The 18,356-nt window shown below is 34.9% G+C and carries 18 protein-coding genes and 1 riboswitch; of the genes, 15 read left to right on the top strand and 3 right to left on the bottom strand.

Annotated elements, in window-relative coordinates:
- Nucleotides 1-16: 16 nt before the first annotated feature.
- From J2Y60_RS05960 to J2Y60_RS05930, 7 genes are all read left to right on the top strand, one after another.
- Complete coding sequence (locus J2Y60_RS05960; protein WP_309914747.1) at nt 17-985, top strand: stage II sporulation protein M; 969 nt, start codon at nt 17-19, stop codon at nt 983-985.
- The gene (locus J2Y60_RS05955; protein WP_309914744.1) at nt 957-1,961 is read left to right on the top strand and encodes a hypothetical protein; all 1,005 of its coding nucleotides are present in this window, start codon (nt 957-959) and stop codon (nt 1,959-1,961) included. The genes J2Y60_RS05960 and J2Y60_RS05955 overlap by 29 nt, the downstream gene beginning before the upstream one ends.
- Nucleotides 1,948-2,661, top strand: coding sequence for a DUF4129 domain-containing protein (locus J2Y60_RS05950; protein ID WP_309914741.1), 714 nt, complete (start codon nt 1,948-1,950; stop codon nt 2,659-2,661). The genes J2Y60_RS05955 and J2Y60_RS05950 overlap by 14 nt, the downstream gene beginning before the upstream one ends.
- Nucleotides 2,662-2,693: 32 nt before the next feature.
- Nucleotides 2,694-3,251 (top strand): hypothetical protein, encoded by a 558-nt coding sequence (locus J2Y60_RS05945; RefSeq protein WP_309914739.1) that lies wholly within the window; start codon nt 2,694-2,696, stop codon nt 3,249-3,251.
- 5 nt (nt 3,252-3,256) lie between these two features.
- A complete protein-coding gene (locus J2Y60_RS05940) occupies nt 3,257-4,510 on the top strand; it encodes a DUF4350 domain-containing protein (protein ID WP_309914738.1) in 1,254 nt (417 codons plus the stop codon).
- 283 nt (nt 4,511-4,793) lie between these two features.
- Entirely contained in the window at nt 4,794-5,771 is a 978-nt protein-coding gene (locus J2Y60_RS05935; protein ID WP_309914736.1) for a MoxR family ATPase, read from the top strand.
- 271 nt (nt 5,772-6,042) lie between these two features.
- Nucleotides 6,043-6,139, top strand: a riboswitch (TPP riboswitch).
- Between the two features lie 177 nt (nt 6,140-6,316).
- The gene (locus tag J2Y60_RS05930) at nt 6,317-8,722 is read left to right on the top strand and encodes a TonB-dependent receptor (protein ID WP_409014214.1); all 2,406 of its coding nucleotides are present in this window, start codon (nt 6,317-6,319) and stop codon (nt 8,720-8,722) included.
- 94 nt (nt 8,723-8,816) lie between these two features.
- On the opposite strand, the gene J2Y60_RS05925 is transcribed toward J2Y60_RS05930, so the two are convergent.
- Nucleotides 8,817-9,260, bottom strand: a complete 444-nt coding sequence (locus J2Y60_RS05925; RefSeq protein ID WP_309914730.1) for a DMT family transporter — start codon at nt 9,258-9,260, stop codon at nt 8,817-8,819.
- A 115-nt stretch (nt 9,261-9,375) separates the two neighbouring features.
- Here J2Y60_RS05925 and J2Y60_RS05920 point away from each other — a divergent pair, with 115 nt between their 5' ends.
- The 3 genes from J2Y60_RS05920 (at nt 9,376) to J2Y60_RS05910 (ending at nt 13,050) form a co-directional block, all read left to right on the top strand.
- Nucleotides 9,376-10,677 carry an NCS2 family permease gene (locus J2Y60_RS05920; protein ID WP_309914725.1) on the top strand — a complete coding sequence of 434 codons (1,302 nt, stop codon included), beginning with the start codon at nt 9,376-9,378 and terminating at the stop codon, nt 10,675-10,677.
- A 111-nt stretch (nt 10,678-10,788) separates the two neighbouring features.
- Nucleotides 10,789-11,574 carry a 5'-methylthioadenosine/adenosylhomocysteine nucleosidase gene (locus J2Y60_RS05915; protein WP_309914722.1) on the top strand — a complete coding sequence of 262 codons (786 nt, stop codon included), beginning with the start codon at nt 10,789-10,791 and terminating at the stop codon, nt 11,572-11,574.
- A 195-nt stretch (nt 11,575-11,769) separates the two neighbouring features.
- Nucleotides 11,770-13,050, top strand: coding sequence for a HAMP domain-containing sensor histidine kinase (locus J2Y60_RS05910; protein ID WP_309914720.1), 1,281 nt, complete (start codon nt 11,770-11,772; stop codon nt 13,048-13,050).
- A gap of 57 nt (nt 13,051-13,107) precedes the next feature.
- Here J2Y60_RS05910 and J2Y60_RS05905 read toward each other — a convergent pair whose 3' ends face one another.
- Nucleotides 13,108-13,887 (bottom strand): DUF6515 family protein, encoded by a 780-nt coding sequence (locus J2Y60_RS05905; protein WP_309914717.1) that lies wholly within the window; start codon nt 13,885-13,887, stop codon nt 13,108-13,110.
- Nucleotides 13,888-14,045: 158 nt separating this feature from the next.
- Between J2Y60_RS05905 and J2Y60_RS05900 the strand changes: the two genes are divergently transcribed.
- On the top strand, nt 14,046-14,939 hold the full coding sequence (locus tag J2Y60_RS05900; protein WP_309914714.1) for a DUF1080 domain-containing protein: 894 nt from the start codon (nt 14,046-14,048) through the stop codon (nt 14,937-14,939).
- 4 nt (nt 14,940-14,943) lie between these two features.
- Here the strand turns inward: J2Y60_RS05900 and J2Y60_RS05895 are convergent, their stop codons facing one another.
- Nucleotides 14,944-15,240, bottom strand: coding sequence for a DUF2934 domain-containing protein (locus tag J2Y60_RS05895; protein WP_309994567.1), 297 nt, complete (start codon nt 15,238-15,240; stop codon nt 14,944-14,946).
- 389 nt (nt 15,241-15,629) lie between these two features.
- Between J2Y60_RS05895 and rplK the strand changes: the two genes are divergently transcribed.
- From rplK to rplL, 4 genes are all read left to right on the top strand, one after another.
- On the top strand, nt 15,630-16,067 hold the full coding sequence (gene rplK, locus J2Y60_RS05890; protein WP_309914709.1) for a 50S ribosomal protein L11: 438 nt from the start codon (nt 15,630-15,632) through the stop codon (nt 16,065-16,067).
- A 107-nt stretch (nt 16,068-16,174) separates the two neighbouring features.
- Complete coding sequence (gene rplA / locus J2Y60_RS05885) at nt 16,175-16,873, top strand: 50S ribosomal protein L1 (protein WP_309914707.1); 699 nt, start codon at nt 16,175-16,177, stop codon at nt 16,871-16,873.
- 2 nt (nt 16,874-16,875) lie between these two features.
- Complete coding sequence (rplJ, locus tag J2Y60_RS05880; protein WP_309914703.1) at nt 16,876-17,409, top strand: 50S ribosomal protein L10; 534 nt, start codon at nt 16,876-16,878, stop codon at nt 17,407-17,409.
- Between the two features lie 233 nt (nt 17,410-17,642).
- On the top strand, nt 17,643-18,026 hold the full coding sequence (rplL, locus tag J2Y60_RS05875) for a 50S ribosomal protein L7/L12 (protein ID WP_184129288.1): 384 nt from the start codon (nt 17,643-17,645) through the stop codon (nt 18,024-18,026).
- Nucleotides 18,027-18,356 lie beyond the last annotated feature (330 nt).

The following is an 18,356-nucleotide window of genomic DNA, read 5'->3' as shown; positions in this document are numbered from 1 at the left end:
TTTTATTTATAAACCCATGCGGGAAGCCCTATTTAAAAAGCATAACCTTGATAAATGGCAGGAATTTGAGGAAGACTCAGTCAATGTAAACCCTGACATCCTTTCTGAAAGGTTTGTAGAGTTGACTGACGACCTTTCGTATGCGCGCACTTTCTATCCAGATTCGCCAACTACTCAATACCTTAATGGATTAACATCTACCCTTTTTAGTAAAATTTATTCAAATAAACGAGAAAAGGCAAACCGTTTTATCACTTTTTGGAAAGTAGAATTACCTACTTTGTTTTATAATTCTCAACGACAATTACTTTTTTCTTTTATTATTTTCGGTATTTCAGCACTGCTAGGGGCTGTTTCGGCTGCTTATGATGATTCTTTTGCTAGGCTAATTTTGGGGGATAGCTATGTTGAAATGACTTTAGAAAATATCGAGAAAGGAGATCCTTTGGCTATTTATGGAAATGAGGATGAAATCACGATGTTTTTTATGATTACCATCAATAATATCAGAGTATCGTTTATCACTTTTGTGATGGGTATTTTCTTCTCGATAGGTACTGGTTATTTTTTAGTTTTTAATGGCATTATGGTGGGCGTATTCCAGTATTTCTGTTATCAACATGGTTTTTTAGAAACATCTTTATTAACTATTTGGCTTCATGGTACACTCGAAATTTCCTCTATTGTTATTGCAGGTTGTGCGGGATTAGTCATGGGTAATAGTCTTCTTTTTCCCAAAACTTTTACCCGACTTGCATCCTTCAAAAAAGGGGCTAAACAGGGCTTAAAAATTATTATTGGCTTAGTGCCATTGTTTATCGTAGCAGGATTTATCGAAAGCTTTCTTACCCGAAAACATCTTTCGCTGATACCAAGTTTGATGATTATTTTGCCTTCTGCTTTGTTTATTATCTGGTATTTTGTAGTTTACCCTATACAATTAAATCGATTTAGAAATGAAAAAAACACCCAAAATAATCTTTGAACAGGAACGAGATTTTAGTGATAAAATAAACGCAACTTTTAATTTTATTACTGCCAATTTCAAAACCTTATTTTTGTCTTTACTATACCTGACGGGGCCATTAGTGCTTATTGGAGGTATTTTTGGTGGGTTAGTTCAAATAGCTGCCCTAGAAGTTGGAAACATCGGTCAGGATACTAAAAATAGTTCTCCAGCAGAGCTATTTGGAGAAATAATGGGTAGAAATACAGCTTATCTGTTTTCTGCAAACTATTTCCTTTCACTGGTTTTTTTATTTTTTGCAAGCGTTATGGTCGCTAGTACTGTATATGCTTTTATTATTGAGTACATCCATTCAGATGACCCCAAGACAATCACCATAGAAATGGTTTGGGCACGCGTAAAATCATTATACCTCACCATTCTATCAAGTATTCTAAGTGTAACACTGGCATTGGCAGTTGTATTATTAGTATTTGGTTTTTTTATTAGCCTCATTGTTTCAGGAGCTGGTTCTGGCATTTCTGCTAATTTAGCCATGTTTCTGGCTGGTTTATTAGCATTGCTCACTATTATCTACTTAGGAATTATTTTTATCCTAAATACTTCAATCGTAGCATTTGAAGATATCAGCGTTTGGGATGCTTTTGGTAGAGCCAATTATTTGATTCAGCAAAAATGGTGGTCGACGTTTGGTTTAATAATGGTTTTTGCCATTATCAATTATTTTCTTTCTTTAGTATTTTCGGCACCCTCTGTCATTGTTACTATCATGAAAGTATTGAAAATTGGTGGTGGAGCCTCAGAAAATATTCCCTTAATTATTACAAGTATTATTGCTACCATTGGTAGAGTACTGATTTCATCTTTAACGTATGTGGCACTTACTTTTCAATATTTTAATTTAGTAGAACGCAAAGATGGCACATCGCTAAAATCACAGATTTCGGCCATTGGTCAGAAGAAAACTTTTGAAAATGAAGATGAAGAATATTAGATTGTATTATCACATTTTTATAAATTTAATATTGCTTTCAGCGTATACTTCCTTTCACAGTCTGGCTGTCGTCGTTGATTCTTCCAAAGTAATCGTCAGAAAGCCACAAGAAAGCCAAATAAATGCTTTCAGAAAACTAAAAGACTACCAATATGGTACTGAGCAAGTAAACTATGTAGAAAATTGGTGGAGTCGTTTGTTACGCCAATTATTTGAATGGTTTTCAAAAAATTTTTCTGGTGTGGGTAATCCTAATTTTTGGAAAGGAGTTGCCTATTTCTTTGTAGCATCGGTTGTAGTTTTTATCATTTTAAAACTCATTGGTGTTAATTTTGATGGGCTTTTTAAAAAGAAATCTAAATATGATATTCCATACGAAACCATCGAAGAAAATATTCATCAAATAAATTTTAACGAAGCCATTTCTGAGGCAGTCTCACAGAAAAATTATCGCCTTGCTGTACGACTATATTATTTAAAGGCTTTGAAAGAACTGAGTGATGCAGGATTGATTCATTGGCAAATCAATAAAACCAATCAATCTTACGTTTATGAATTACAATCATCAACATTAAAGACTAGCTTCAATCAGGTAACACGTCAATTTGAGTATACTTGGTATGGAGATTTTCCGATTGATGAAGAACATTTTGTTGAAATTCGAGAGGATTTTTTAAAATTTAGTAATCAAATTATTTAATACAATTAAGTATCTAAATCGTTCATAAAAACATGAAATATTTCAGTTCAATTACGCTCTTATCCGTGTTGGTATTAATAGCTTTGTCGTCATTCAAGCCTTCATCACATTCTAAAAAAATGTATGATGACGACGACGATTATGACACCCTAGATTATTATACAATGAGTGTGGCAGGTATTAAGTTAGGGGCTAATTATGGCGTAATTTTAGATAAACTAGGGTCGCCAGATTCAGTAAAAAAAGAAGAAACTCAAGATGCACAACTATCTAATCATTTTGAAGAATACTTCTACGGTAAAGATGTATTTTTTGTAATGGACGAAACAGTAAGTGGGTTTGAATTAAAAACATCTAAATTTAAAATTGACAATTTGGCTGATTTGAAAGTAGGGGACAATATGGCTAAAGTAAAAAAACGTTTTCCGAAATCATATAAGCTTAGGGATGTGGATAACTCTGTGGAAGACTGGATAACTACCGTCAGTGTAAGGTTTGGCACAACTGATTCTTTCTTGGAAATAATGGTTCAAAACGATAAAATTATTAGTCTGACCACTATCACTGACGATGGTAGCGATACAGAATAGTACGTATGAAAAAACATCGTTTTTACCTCTTAATTCTTTCTTTAACTGTACTAGGATTCGTTTTGGTAGAAATCTACACGCCAAAACCTATCGATTGGACTCAGACGTATTCGAGTAAAGATAAAATCCCTTACGGTTGCGAATTATTGTATAAATTACTACCAGAAGTATTCAGAAATCAAAAGATTTCTGATGGTAGAGTGCCTATTTATGCAAAGGGAGCGGCTACTATAAACAATACAAAGAGCAATTATATTTATGTATATCAGTATTTTAGGGTAGATTCTATCAACCGTAAAAAACTGTTAGAATATGTACATCAAGGTAATAATGCCTTTATTGCTGCTGAGGATTTTTATGGGTTAAACGATACATTACATTTTGAAACAAATTATAACCCAACATTTACCAAAGATTCTGTTACTATCAATTTGGTGAATCCTCAGCTTAAAGCTCCCGAAGCCTATCGTTATCATCACCAATCTGTGAGTGCTTATTTTGAGTTGAGTTACAAGAAAGATAGTTTAACCAAACTTGTCACTACGAATGCTATCATCTTAGGTAAAAATCACACTGGAGAGGCGAATTTCATTAAAATTCCTTTTGGGAAAGGCTCATTCTATTTAAGTACTGTGCCTAAAGCTTTTTCTAATTTTTATCTGTTAAAAGCCAATAATGCAGACTACGCATTTAAGGCTTTATCCTATTTACCCGAACGCCAAGTTTACTGGGATGAATATGTAAACATTATGGGTTTTGGCAAAAACAGTAGAAGTATTTTAAAATCAAAATATGCTAAAGGTGAAGATGATATTGATAGTTCTCCATTCAAATTTATTGCTAGCCAGCCCGCACTAAAATGGGCTTATTATATTACATTGGTTTCGTTATTGATTTATTTAATTTTTGAAGGCAAACGCCGTCAACGAATTATTCCTATCATCGAAATCCCTAAAAATACCTCATTAAGTTTTGTAGAAACCATTGGAGCGTTGTATTATAATCAAAAAGACCATAAGGCTATTTCTGATAAGAAAATAGCTTATTTATTGGCCTATATCAGAAATAAATTTCATTTGAAAACTACAATTTTAGATCAGGAGTTTAAAGACGATTTAAGTCGTAAGACTAATTTACCCATTGGCGAAATTAACGAGCTTTTCGATTATGTAGCAACCATGCAAAGCAGCGAACATGTTCAAGAAAAAGATTTAGTTGACTTTAATAAACACATTGAAGCATTTTATAAGAACACGTAGAATATTGAGTGAATGAGTGATTTGTGATTGAGTGATTGGTTTTAGTTGTGAATGAGTGAGTTACTTTAGTTGTGAATTGTGAGTTAGTAAATTAAAGTAATGATAACTCTTTAATCTAATAGTCAAACCATGAACAAATCACTTAATAAAAATTAAAAACAATCACTCATTCACTAACTCAAAATTCACTAACTCAAAACTAAAATCAATCACTAAATCACAACTCACTAATTCACAATTCACTAACTCACAACTAAAATCAATCACTAATTCACAACTATATATGGAATTTGAATCAAGAATAGACCTTAGCGATTTACAAGAAGCAGTAGCCAATATCAGAGCAGAAATCGGGAAAATTATCATCGGTCAGCAGAACACCATCGATTTATTGTTAACTGCCATCTTTGCAGATGGTCATGTTTTGTTAGAAGGCGTTCCTGGCGTAGCGAAAACACTTACTGCTAAATTGTTGGCCAAAACCATCTCAACAGATTTTAGTCGTATTCAATTTACGCCTGATATGATGCCTTCAGATGTATTAGGAACAGCTATTTTTAATCCTAAAACAGCCGAATTTGATTTCAAAAAAGGCCCTATTTTTTCAAACATTATCTTGATTGATGAAATAAACCGCTCGCCTGCTAAAACTCAGGCGGCCTTGTTTGAGGTAATGGAAGAACGACAAATTACGAACTCGGGCACTACTTATCCGATGTCTTTTCCGTTCCTAGTAATGGCGACACAAAACCCTATTGAGCAAGAAGGAACTTACCGTTTACCTGAAGCACAATTAGACCGTTTTCTTTTTAAAATCATCATCAATTATCCATCTTATCAGGAAGAAGTACAGATTCTCCAAGGTAATCATACTCGTTCCAGTGCAGCATCCAGCAATCCTGTTGAATTGATTGATAGCATTTTGACGCCTGCTCAATTAACAGCTTTACGAGAAAAAGTACGACAATCTATTGTTGACATTAAAATTTTAGAATATATCGCCAAGATTATTCATGAAACCCGTAATTCAAAATTCATTTATTTGGGCGCTTCACCACGGGCATCAGTGGCCTTATTAAATGCCTCAAAAGCCTTGGCAGCTATCAGAGGCAGGGATTTCGTAACGCCAGAAGATGTTCAGGAGCTTACCCCTGCGGTACTTCGTCACAGAATTATTCTTACTCCAGAAAAAGAGATGGAAGGCTCAACACCAGAAGACATCATTGCTCAAATTCTTCAAAAAATCGAAGTACCAAGATGATTGGAGTGATGAGTTAAGAGTTTTGAGTGGTGAATTGTCATAAAGTTTTACCCGCTGATATAACAGATTTAAAACCGCTGATTTGCGCTGACAAAATATTATCTGCGTAAATCAGCGAATATAATCTCCAAAATCTGCGGGTAAAAAATACGTTGTCCTCAAGTCTTAAAGTCTAAAAATCCTAAAGTCCAAAATCCTAAAGTCTCAAAATCAAAAATTATATATCCTCTAAAAGTACAATTTATCAATTTTCATTATACCTTTGTTCTACAATCACAAAAAGGGGTGCCTTAATATAACGGGCTGAGATTATACCCACTGAACCTGATGCGGGTAATTCCGTCGAAGGGATTTTGTAAATTTGGTTTTGCGTTTAGATTACGTGAACAGATTTAAAATCAATCAATTACATAGGGTTTCACATTGTTAAATCTAACGGGATTTGACTCCTTTGCCTGTTGTTAATATTTTCAAAGATGAAAAACTTAACGACTATTCCGAGAAATCTGTTTGCTCAAACAGGTGTTCTCAACCAGTTCGTTGCTATGATTCGCCTTTTGGTAAATCAAAAAAATGATATTATAAGCTATTCAACATTGATTGCTTTAATATTTTTCCTCTCTACTCAATCGTATGCTCAGTATACTATTTCTGGTAAGATTGTCGATGCTGATGGCAATAAACCTTTGGCTGGTGCAAATATTACGTTAGTAAATGCCGTAAGGGGTACACAAAGCAATGCTCAAGGATTATTTATCCTCAAAAATGTAAAAAAAGGTACTTATACATTAAAAATTAGCTTTGTTGGCTACGAGAAAAATGTACAAATCATTGATTTACAAAAAGATGCTACTTTCGATTTTGTTTTGCATAAATCTACTTTTGTGGCAGATGAAGTGGTAGTAAGTGCTACCCGTGCGAATGCCAAATCTGCTATTGCATTCACAGATGTTTCTAAAGAAGATATTCAGAAACAGAACCTTGGACAAGATATTCCTCAGTTACTAAACTTTACACCTTCGCTGGTTTCTACCTCCGATGCAGGTGCGGGTGTGGGTTATACTGGTGTAAGAATTAGAGGGACTGATGCTACAAGAATCAATGTAACCATCAATGGCATTCCATTGAATGATGCTGAATCGCAAGGTACTTTTTGGGTTAATACACCTGACTTGGCAAGCTCGGTTAGTTCTATCCAAATTCAACGTGGTGTAGGTACTTCAACCAATGGCGCCGGTGCTTTTGGTGCTTCCATTAATGTTTCTACTAACGAATTCAGAAAACAGGCTTATGCTGAAATCAATTCCGCCTATGGCTCATTCAATACTTTAAAAAATACTCTTTTAGTGGGTTCAGGGTTGATAAATGATAAATTCACCTTTGATGCTCGTTTGTCAAAAGTAACGTCAGATGGCTATATCGACCGTGCTTCTTCTGATTTAAAATCATTTTACCTTTCTGGTGCTTATTTTGGCAAAAAATCTTTTGTTCGTTTGAATGTGTTTTCTGGTAAAGAAAAAACTTATCAAGCTTGGGAAGGTGTTCCAGAAGCTACTTTAGCAACCAATCGTACTTTCAATTTATATACGTATCCAAACCAAACGGATAACTATCAGCAAGACCATTATCAATTGCTTTCTTCACATAGTTTATCAAATGCTTGGACTTTCAACTTGAATTTCCACTATACGTATGGACGTGGATATTATGAGCAATTTAAAGAGCAAGATAAATTATCAAAATATGGTTTGCCTAATGTAGTATTGGGTGCAACAACGATTACTAAGACAGATTTAGTTCGTCGTAAATGGTTGGATAATGACTTTTATGGTACTACGTTCTCTTTTGATTATCAAGGAAGTAAAAAGTTAACAGCTAATTTTGGAGGGGCTTTGAATGAATACGATGGTAGAAATTATGGCGAAATTATCTGGGCTCAATACGCTTCTACGTCAAAAATTGGCGACCGTTATTATAATGGAAATTCTAAAAAAGTAGATTTCAACGTATATGCAAAAGCATTTTATCAATTTACAGAGAAACTAAACGCTTTTGCAGACTTACAAGTCAGAACAATCAATTACGAAATTAAAGGAACAGATGATAACCTTTTGAATATTGGTCAAAAAGTAGATTATCAATTCTTTAATCCTAAGTTTGGTTTAAGTTACCAAGTGTCTCCAAGCACATCTGCGTATGCTTCTTATAGTGTGGGCAACAAAGAGCCTAGTCGCTCAGACTTTGTGGATAACGTAGGCAAAACACCTAAATCAGAAAAACTGAATGATTTTGAGTTGGGTTATAAAACTCAAACAGGAAAAACGGCTTTTGCGGTTAACGGTTATTTTATGAACTACAATAACCAATTGGTATTAACTGGTAAGCTAAATGATGTAGGTAGTGCCATCCGTGTAAATGTACCAGAAAGCTATCGTTTAGGGATAGAAATAGAAGGAGGCGTACAATTAAATAGCTCGTTGAAAATCAATGCTAATGCTACTTTCTCAGAGAACAAAATCAAAAACTTTACAGAATCAATCTATAATTACGATACTGAATCAGAAACGCTTTTACCTACTTTGAGTAAAACAAATATTGCTTTTTCACCTAATGTAATCGTAGGTTCACAAATATTATATACGCCTGTGAAGGGTTTGGAATTAGGCTTATTGTCTAAATATGTAGGAAAACAATATTTGGATAATACCTCTAATGAAAACCGTAAGTTAAATGCCTACTTCACGAACGATATTCGTGCCATTTATACTATCAAAGGAAAGACATTAAGAGAAGTAAGCTTTAGTTTCTTGGTAAACAATCTATTCAATACCCTTTATGAATCTAATGGCTATACGTATAGCTACATTTTTGAAGGAGTATCTTACACTGAAAACTTCTATTATCCACAAGCTGGTACTAATGTAATGGCTGGTGTAAGTCTGAAATTCTAAGCATTTAGTCAAAATCACATTTCTAGGCTATTTTTTAGTACATATTTGTATTAAAAAATAGCCTATTTATTTATCTATAAATCTAAATACACCGCTAAAATTTACGAATTAAGATTACGCCAATTATCAAACAAAATGCGCCAATAACCCTGCCCAATGATATTTCTCTGACAGGTGCATCTAGCCAACCGAAATGGTCTAATAATAACGAAACCGTCATTTGTCCTGCTACAATCAAACCAAATGTTAAAGCTACACCCAAACGTGGCATTAATACGATAACAGTGCTGATATAAAACGCCCCTAAAATTCCTGCAAACCAAACATACCAAGGAGCATTTTTAAATTGACTAAATTGTGCCAAAGGAATACGCGTAACAATAGCATATACAGTAAGGGCTACCAATCCTGTAGCAAAAGACAACAAGGCGGCTAGTACTGGATTGCCGACCAATCTTGCCATTTTAGCATTCAACCCTGCTTGTGTAGGGAAAACGGCTCCGCATAGAAAAGCTAAAAATATTAAAAAGTATTGCATTGGATAAATGGTTTATAAATTATTCTTCCCACAAAAGTATAATATAAAGCCCGAAGGTTTATTCTTATTGTCTTTCTGATGAACAATCCTTATTTTTAGACAAAAACCTTATTTTATGTCTCCGACAACTAAAAAAACTGAAATACTTGCTGGTATAAGTTCCTTTTTGGCTACCATGTATATCATCATTGTCAATCCATCCATTCTTTCTCAAGCAGGAATGCCTTTTGATGCGGTATTAACGGCTACCGTTTTGCTTTCATTTTTCTGTAGTTTGATGATGGGGCTTTATGCTAAAAACCCTATCGTTGTGGCTCCAGGTATGGGTATGAATGCCTTTTTTACTTTTACGGCAGTAAAGGGCATGGGAATTTCCTATCAAGTAGCGTTGGGTGCTGTATTTTGGGCGGGCGTTTTCTTCCTGATTTTATCCATTTTCAACTTGCGGACCTATATCGTAAAGGCCATTCCTAAACCCCTTCGTTTTGCTATTTCGGCAGGCATAGGGCTGTTTATTAGTCTCATTGGTTTTGAAAATGCTCATTTTATCATTGCCAATCCTGTTACGTTGGTAAGTATCGCTAGTTTTCATAATCCTATCATTATAACTTTTCTTATTGGATTATTACTAACAGCCATCTTGATAGTACGGGATGTAAAGGGAGCCATTATCATAGGCATCGTTATCACTACTTTACTAGCTATTCCAATTGGTAGAATATGGGGTGATGCATCAGCCATTAATTTCGGACAAAAGGCTTTAGTCAATTGGAATGGCTTGATAGCTGCTCCAGATTTTAGCTTAATCTTTCAGTTAGATATCATCCATTCTTTCAAATTTGCCTTATTCCCTATCATTTTTGCTTTTGTTTTTACTGATATGTTCGATAGCCTTTCTACTTTTGTGGGCTTGGCAGAGGCTGCCTATCTGTACGACGAAAATGGTGAACCACGTAATATTAAACAATCGTTGCTGACAGACGCTGTGGCTACTTTATTAGCAGGAATTTTAGGAACAAGCCCCGGAACAGCTTATATAGAATCGGCAGTAGGAATAGAACAAGGCGGACGCAGGGGCTTAACAGCTATTACGGCGGGTATTTTGTTTTTGCCTTTTATGTTTTTGTCGCCTTTATTATCAGTAATCCCCGCTATTGCTACGGCTCCTGCCTTGATAGTGGTAGGCGTATTTATGATGAAGCCTATTACCAAAATCAATTGGGCTAAAATGGATGATGCTATTCCAGCATTTTTAGCTTTGGTCTTAATTCCTTTTTCTTATTCCATCACGCAAGGAATTATATGGGGATTTTTGTCTTGGACAATCATCAAGGTATTTGCTGGCAAACCTAAAGAAGTATCGCCCGCTCTTTGGGTGATTGATGGTTTTGCTGTTTTATCTTTAATTATTTCTTGAAGTGATTAATAATTGGCTATTAGTGATTAGACATCTACCATACATAGTTAAAAGTCTAATTGCGAACCCAACCCTAATCACCAATTACTAATTACCAATCACTCAATCAACATGAAAAAAATACTTATCCTACTTTTATTTAGTTTACAAATTCAGGCCCAGAAACCATTAACGGCTATTTTGGGGGCATTTAGTCAAGAGGTGAAATTGCTGGAAGATTCTCTGAGCAACAAAAAAGAAGTAAACCTAAAAGGTATTCGTTTCCTAACGGGCGAGCTTCGTGGGCGTTCTGTAGTAGTTGCGTTGACGGGTGTAGGCAAAGTAAATGCTGCTATGACTACCAGTATTTTATTGATGAACTGGAATCCTGCACAGTTGATTTTCACGGGTATTGCAGGGGGTATTCATCCGGACTTATTACCGGGTGATATCGTCATTGCGAAATCTACTTTCGAACATGACTATGGGAAAATCGATTCTACAGGATTTACTCTGCGTCCTACCCGAAACCCTGCTTATGTAGAAATGAACCCTATTTATTTCCCTGCTGATGAAACACTGCTTAAAAAAGCACAAGGCATTTCTAAAAAAACACCTTATAGGATTGTCGGAAACAGAAATCTCAAAGTGATGACAGGCATTATTGCTACGGGTGATGTTTTTGTAAATTCTAATCAGAAAGTTGATGAATTACGCATAAAATATGGTGCTGATGCTACAGAAATGGAGGGTGCGGCAGTGGCACAAGTATGTTTTCAACAAAAAATTCCTTGTTTGGTGATTAGAAGTATTAGCGATAATGCTAATTCAAAGGCGCATTTAGATATGAAAACCTTTGAATATGTAGCGGCTTATAATTCGGCAAGTTTGGTATTGGGTATCTTAGGGGATTTATAAAAAAAACTCAGTAACACGAGTTTCCAACTCGTAGCTCGATTGTTAATGATTGTTAAGTAAAAAACTAATGTTATAGCAAAAAACGTTGTCGTTATTAGACTTATTATTGGATTTGATGACTAAAAGACTTAATGACTAAAGGATTACTATCTTTTGTCTTTTAGTCATTAAATCATTGCCTAAAGGCTACTACCCATGAATGCAAAAACACTCAGAATATTTGTTGCTTTGTCTATCCTTCTTTTAGGAGGAGTAATTGTTGTGCAATATTATTGGTTTAATCAAGCCTATAATATCCAAGACCGTGATTTTGACCAACGAACTACGGCCGCTTTGAGAGTAGTTTGCAAAAGAATATTAGCATTCAACAAAAATCCTAACAACAAAATCATTGACCCTGTAGAGCGAGTTACTTCAAACTATTATACAGTGCAAGTAAACGATACCATTAATCACATGATTTTGGAGGAGTTTTTAAAACAGGAGTTTGCGCATAATGATATTCGCATCAATTTTGAATTTGGTATTTACGATTGCTTGAAGGATAATATCAGATATACTTCTTTTGTATGTCATTCCGAAAACTGTGACCGTTCAGATTCTACCAGTTCTTATCATTTCCCTGACTTAGATATTCATAATTATTATTTTGGGGTTCATTTCCCTGATAAAAAACTATTCCTTTTAAGCGACTTAGACAATTGGTTTGTTTCGTCAGCTATTTTACTGGTAGTAATGGCCTTTTTTGTATATGCTTTAATGCTGATTTTTAAGCAAAAAAGACTTTCTGAGATTCAGAACGACTTTATTAATAATATGACGCATGAATTCAAAACGCCAATATCTACTATTTCTATTTCCAGCGAAGTGCTGATGAAACCAGAGATAGTCAATACTCCAGAACGATTATTGAGCTATGCTGCTATTATCAGGAAAGAAGCCGCACGTTTAAAAAAGAATGTCGATACGGTTTTACAAACCGCCAACATCGCTCAGAAAATTGATAAGCTTAATTTTGAAGAAGTAGATATTCATGAATTAATCAACGAATTATCCATCAACTGTGAACCATTGTTTAAAGAAAAAAATGGAGAGTTGATTATTGATTTAAAGGCTACGCATAGCATAATCAAAGCTGATAGACTGCATTTTACCAATATTATTCACAACTTAATCGATAATGGCGTTAAATATTGCGAACGTCCGCCAGTAATCATTATCACGTCTGAAAATATTGGTAATAATTTAATGGTATCAGTAAAAGATAATGGTATCGGGATTTCAGAAAGAGACCAGAAACAAGTTTTTAATAAGTTTTTTAGGGTACATACTGGCGACGTACATAATGTAAAGGGCTTTGGACTAGGACTTTATTACGTCAAAGAAATGGTAGAAGGTCATAAAGGTACTATCCTACTAAAAAGCAAATTAGGCGAAGGTTGTGAATTCAGGTTATTACTTCCTTGTATCGCTTAGCTTATTCATAAAAAAGGTATCGACCAATGGCTCGATACCTTTCTAAAACCTAAACACCTAACTGATTATTTTTATCACCTCATACCAAATTTCTCCATTTTGTAAAACGGCTCTATATTGAATACCGTCAACAATATAATATGTGTCGCCATTAATTTGTAGTTTCTCATAACCATCAGGAATACTTTCTACTAATGCCCCGATTGGAGGAGGAACAACTACATAATCATTGTTTTGATATTCATAATACGCACCATTATAGTAATGATAAGGGCGATTATAAAGATTGAATACTCTGTGTTCACGTGGTAAATACTTTACTCTGATACCTATAGGAGCAGGAGCAACCACATAAGTATTTTGATAAGGTCTGTAATACACACCATTGTCATAACGGAAGTTGATACCGCCGAAAGAAACAGAGATAGACGTACTTGGTGCTACATTTACTACAGTGTTTCTTCTAGGTAAAGATGCATAACGCCAGTTGGGAGTATTGTTTCTATACACAACTGTTGTTTGGTTCACTACTGGTCGTCTGTTTATTACTACCTTACGATTGTTATCATATCTATCATTACCACGGTTATTGTCGTATCTATCGTTACCACGATTATCATTGCCACGGTTATCGCCTCGTCCTCTGTCATTTCCTCTTCCGTTATCATGTCTTTCATTTCTTCCTTTATCGTCTCCTCTGCCTCTGTCACCATGTTGAGCAACACCTACAAAAGAGTTAAGACTAATGCTTGCCATTAAAATAATAGTAGCTAATTTGATTTTACTTTTAGAACCAACTTCTATCGAAGTGTTAGGTTGAATATGCATTGCTTTCATAATAGTATTGTTTTTAATTTTATGTCGGTTAGATTGCGGATATTTTCAATAGTTTAGTCCATTTATTTTCATTAACAATCGTTAACATTTGAGTAAATTGGACGATTATTACCTTATAAGATTAAATTCATTTTAAAATCTATCTTAAATCAATAACGATGAAAAAATACCTTATTTTAATCTGTTTATTAAACGGTTGTTTATTTTCTATGTTAGCTCAAAAAAAGGCTGATAAACAAGAATGGATTAAACTATTCAATGGAAAAAACTTAGATGGATGGGACATCAAGATTGCTGGTGAAGACCTCAATGTAAATTATAAAAATACATTTCGTGTAGAAGATGGCATGATGCGAGTAGCTTATGACCAATACAAAACCTTTGACGATAAGTTTGGACATATTTATTACAAAACTCCTTATTCATATTATATCATTCGCTTTGAATACCGTTTTCAAGGCGAACAATTGGCTGGTGGGGCATCATGGAATGTAAGAAACAGTGGGGTAATGTTGCATTCTCAATCAGCTAAGAGTTTATCAAAAGGTCAAAGCTTTCCTGTGTCTTTAGAATTACAGTTATTGGGTGGCTTAGGTAAAGGCGAGCGTCATACGGGTAATCTGTGTACGCCAGGGACAGAAGTATATATGAATGGTAAAATTGTAACAGACCATTGTACTGATTCAAACTCAAAAACCTATAATGGTGACCAATGGGTAAAAGCTGAAGCCATTGTATTTGGCGATTCACTCATTCACCATATTATTGAAGGCGATACCGTCTTGACATTTGAAAAACTACATATTGGCGGAGGTTTTGTCAGTCCTGAATATGACTGGAAGCAAGCCAAAATTGATAATGGTGCTGAGTGGATTAAAAAAGATGGACAACCACTAAAAGAAGGCTATATAGCGATGCAAGCCGAAAGCCATGCAATTGATTTCCGTAATATTGAATTGTTAAACTTAAAAGGCTGTACAGACCCAAAAGCAATCAACTATAAATCGTACTACAAAAAGTCAGATAATAAGAGTTGTGTGTACCGTAAATAATCGTTTAGCTCAATTTATCCCATTGACTCCATTGATAAATGCATTCATTTTCAGCTTTTAACCAATGGTCGAGGGCTCTACCCCTCGGACGGCGTTCATCAAGCCATAAATCATAGGCACGCGCTTTAATTTGTTCAAATCGTTGAACATCTTGCCAATAAAATTCACAAGTATTTTGCTCGAAATCGAAAGGAGGATTAGGGAAAAAATCCTGTCTTCCTTCGATATCAGCAGTATATCGGTAGCAAAGGTGTTTCCTCGGGCAGTCACCTCCTTTGCACATTGTTATGTCATATAGCATTATTCTAGCATTAAATAGAAATATTGTTTGCTCAATAATATCAACATAATTTATTGATATTCTTTGAATAATCTTTAATCAATTAATTGTCCTTATTCTTTTTACGAATTATTCTAAGCGATATTGTCTATTAAAGCCTCTGATTAAAAAAAACTCTTCAAATTCTTTCATAACTATTTGTATATTAACAAGAAAGCCGTAATTTTGCAGTCCGTTTCATAGCGCAGTCAGGTAAAATTGTCTATAAGTACTTTCAAATGACTGTGAATCAGATTGTTTAGTTACAAAATAATCGACATGAAACACCCGAGGATTTTCAGGTAAGGAAGCTTCCACCCTTATTGGCAGAAAATTTTCAATAACTCAAACGATTTTAAATTTTTACCATAATGGCAAAAGAAATAGCAGGCTACGTAAAGTTGCAATGCAAAGGTGGTGCCGCTAACCCATCACCCCCAATTGGTCCAGCCTTGGGTTCTAAGGGTTTGAATATCATGGAGTTCTGTAAGCAGTTCAATGCTAGAACACAAGATAAACCAGGTGTTATTCTTCCAGTTTTGATTACTTACTACAAAGATAAATCTTTTGATTTCGTAGTAAAGACTCCTCCTGCACCGATTTTGTTGTTGGAAGCAGCGAAAGTAAAATTGGGTTCTGCTCAGCCAAACTTGAAAAAAGTTGGTTCAGTATCTTGGGATCAAGTACGTACAATCGCAGAAACAAAAATGCCTGATTTAAACTGTTTCACCATCGAGTCAGCAATGAGCATGGTAGCAGGTACAGCTCGCTCAATGGGCTTGAACGTAACAGGAGAAAAACCTTTCTAATTTGAAGATTAGATAATTTGAAAATTTGAAGATTGATTTTAATCAACTTTAATTTCAATGTCATTTTCAAATTAGCTCATTTTCAAATTTTCAAATTGAAAAGAATAATGGCTAAGTTAACAAAAAAGCAAAAAGAAGCTCAATCAAAATTTGATGCAACGCAATCGTATTCACTTACGAAAGCTGCTGAAATTTTGAAAGAGATTTCATATACGAAGTTCGACTCTTCAGTAGATATCGACGTTCGTTTGGGGGTTGACCCTCGTAAAGCTGACCAAATGGTTCGTGGCGTGGTTGCTTTGCCTCATGGAACAGGAAAAGAAGTACGAGTGCTTGTACTTTGTACACCTGATAAAGAGGAAGAAGCAAAAGCGGCAGGTGCTGACTTTGTTGGTTTGGATGAATATATCCAAAAAATTGAAAAAGGTTGGACTGACATTGATGTAATTATCACAATGCCAACCGTAATGGCTAAGTTAGGTCGTTTAGGTCGTGTTCTAGGACCTCGTGGCTTAATGCCAAATCCAAAATCAGGTACTGTTACCTTGAACGTTGGACAAGCTGTTACAGAAGTGAAAGCTGGTAAAATCGACTTCAAAGTTGACAAAACTGGTATCATCCACACTTCTATCGGTAAGGTTTCATTCACTCCTGAGAAATTAGCTGAAAATGCTCAGGAACTTATCAACACTTTGTTGAAATTGAAGCCATCTTCAGCCAAAGGAACATACGTGAAGTCAGTTAATTTGTCTTCTACAATGTCTCCGGGTGTTAAAATTGACCAAGGAACAGTTAAAGGTTTGTAATCATGACAAAGGAAGAAAAAGGTATAATTATCCAAGAGTTGGGCGAAAAGTTCGCAGCTACTCCTTACTTCTATATTACAGATACCGGTGGTTTAACTGTTGCAGAAGTAAACGCATTTAGAAGAATGTGTTTCCAACGTGGTTTTGAGTACCGTGTCGTTAAAAACACGCTTATTGCAAAAGCATTGGAAACAACTGGAGTAGACTATACTTCATTTAACGATACAGTTTTCAAAGGTTTATCAGGAATCATTTTCTCACCAGAAAATCCTAAGACTCCAGCGAAATTGATCAAAGACTTCAAAAAAGAAGCAGGTAAAGATAAAATTAAATTCAAAGGTGCTTCTATTGAAGGAGGTTTATACATCGGAGAAGATCAATTAGCTGCTCTTGAAAATGTTAAGTCTAAACAAGAGATGATTGGCGAAATCGTTGGATTGTTACAATCTCCTGCGAAAAATGTTGTTTCTGCTCTTCAAAGCAGCGGTGGCAAATTAGCTGGTATCATCAAAACCCTTTCAGAAAGAGAAGGTTAATTTTTAAACTTGGCGATGATTCATAAGTGATGAGTTGTGAGTGATGAGTGATGATTTTAAAATACTGATATACAGCACTTTAATTCATACAATAACATCGTTTATTTTACATAAGTTGCTTAAAATCATTTTCAAATTTCCAAATTAGCTTATTTTCAAATTGAAATAGGCTTCCAAGTACAAAAACATATAGTAAATTAATAAAATCGTAAACAATAAAAAATCTTAATACAATGGCAGATTTAAAAGCATTCGCTGAGCAATTAGTGAACTTAACTGTAAAAGAAGTTAATGAATTAGCAGCAATTTTGAAAGATGAGTATGGTATCGAGCCTGCTGCTGCTGCTGCAGTAGTTGTAGCTGGTAACGCTGGTGGTGGTGACGCTGCTGAAGCTCCTGCTGAACAAACATCATTTGATGTTATCTTGAAATCTGCTGGTGCTAGCAAATTAGCAGTAGTTAAATTGGTGAAAGACTTAACAGGTCTTGGCTTGAAAGAAGCTAAAGATTTAGTTGACGGAGCTCCAAAAGCTGTTAAAGAAGGTGTATCTAAAGACGAAGCTGAAGGTTTGAAAAAATCTTTAGAAGAAGCTGGTGCTGAAGTTGAAGTTAAGTAATTAACTGATATTTTACAATAGAAAAAGGGTTGCAACTTAGTTGTAACCCTTTTCGTTTTAAAGACTAATTGAGTGATTTTAAAGGGTTTAATATAATTATCAATCCCTTATCGAACTTTTCCTATTAGGGGGTGACTTAAGTCACCCCCTAATAGGAAAAGTTTGTGTTTTATATAATGTTCCTTAAAAAGAGAAAACAAACAAGACCTTAACAATTCTGTTTATAATCACTAGAGAGGGACTTATTAGCTTTCATAAAATAAACGTTCTTTGATTTTTTGAGTAAATTTCATTACAAATATTTCCAAGAAAGTTATCGTCTTTCATTAA

The sequence above is a fragment of the Arcicella sp. BE140 genome (assembly GCF_031456255.1).
Lineage (GTDB): Bacteria > Bacteroidota > Bacteroidia > Cytophagales > Spirosomataceae > Arcicella > Arcicella aquatica.
Note: the sequence above shows the minus strand (reverse complement) of the source record. Positions and strands in the feature narration are given on the sequence as shown.

What these genes read in the sequence shown, in the direction of transcription:
- J2Y60_RS05960 (WP_309914747.1), top strand. Translation starts at nt 17, where the DNA reads ATGCGGGAAGCCCTATTTAAAAAGCATAACCTTGATAAATGGCAGGAA.
- J2Y60_RS05955 (WP_309914744.1), top strand. Translation starts at nt 957, where the DNA reads ATGAAAAAAACACCCAAAATAATCTTTGAACAGGAACGAGATTTTAGT.
- J2Y60_RS05950 (WP_309914741.1), top strand. Translation starts at nt 1,948, where the DNA reads ATGAAGAATATTAGATTGTATTATCACATTTTTATAAATTTAATATTG.
- J2Y60_RS05945 (WP_309914739.1), top strand. Translation starts at nt 2,694, where the DNA reads ATGAAATATTTCAGTTCAATTACGCTCTTATCCGTGTTGGTATTAATA.
- J2Y60_RS05940 (WP_309914738.1), top strand. Translation starts at nt 3,257, where the DNA reads ATGAAAAAACATCGTTTTTACCTCTTAATTCTTTCTTTAACTGTACTA.
- J2Y60_RS05935 (WP_309914736.1), top strand. Translation starts at nt 4,794, where the DNA reads ATGGAATTTGAATCAAGAATAGACCTTAGCGATTTACAAGAAGCAGTA.
- J2Y60_RS05930 (WP_409014214.1), top strand. Translation starts at nt 6,317, where the DNA reads ATGATTCGCCTTTTGGTAAATCAAAAAAATGATATTATAAGCTATTCA.
- J2Y60_RS05925 (WP_309914730.1), bottom strand. Translation starts at nt 9,260, where the DNA reads ATGCAATACTTTTTAATATTTTTAGCTTTTCTATGCGGAGCCGTTTTC.
- J2Y60_RS05920 (WP_309914725.1), top strand. Translation starts at nt 9,376, where the DNA reads ATGTCTCCGACAACTAAAAAAACTGAAATACTTGCTGGTATAAGTTCC.
- J2Y60_RS05915 (WP_309914722.1), top strand. Translation starts at nt 10,789, where the DNA reads ATGAAAAAAATACTTATCCTACTTTTATTTAGTTTACAAATTCAGGCC.
- J2Y60_RS05910 (WP_309914720.1), top strand. Translation starts at nt 11,770, where the DNA reads ATGAATGCAAAAACACTCAGAATATTTGTTGCTTTGTCTATCCTTCTT.
- J2Y60_RS05905 (WP_309914717.1), bottom strand. Translation starts at nt 13,887, where the DNA reads ATGAAAGCAATGCATATTCAACCTAACACTTCGATAGAAGTTGGTTCT.
- J2Y60_RS05900 (WP_309914714.1), top strand. Translation starts at nt 14,046, where the DNA reads ATGAAAAAATACCTTATTTTAATCTGTTTATTAAACGGTTGTTTATTT.
- J2Y60_RS05895 (WP_309994567.1), bottom strand. Translation starts at nt 15,240, where the DNA reads ATGCTATATGACATAACAATGTGCAAAGGAGGTGACTGCCCGAGGAAA.
- rplK (WP_309914709.1), top strand. Translation starts at nt 15,630, where the DNA reads ATGGCAAAAGAAATAGCAGGCTACGTAAAGTTGCAATGCAAAGGTGGT.
- rplA (WP_309914707.1), top strand. Translation starts at nt 16,175, where the DNA reads ATGGCTAAGTTAACAAAAAAGCAAAAAGAAGCTCAATCAAAATTTGAT.
- rplJ (WP_309914703.1), top strand. Translation starts at nt 16,876, where the DNA reads ATGACAAAGGAAGAAAAAGGTATAATTATCCAAGAGTTGGGCGAAAAG.
- rplL (WP_184129288.1), top strand. Translation starts at nt 17,643, where the DNA reads ATGGCAGATTTAAAAGCATTCGCTGAGCAATTAGTGAACTTAACTGTA.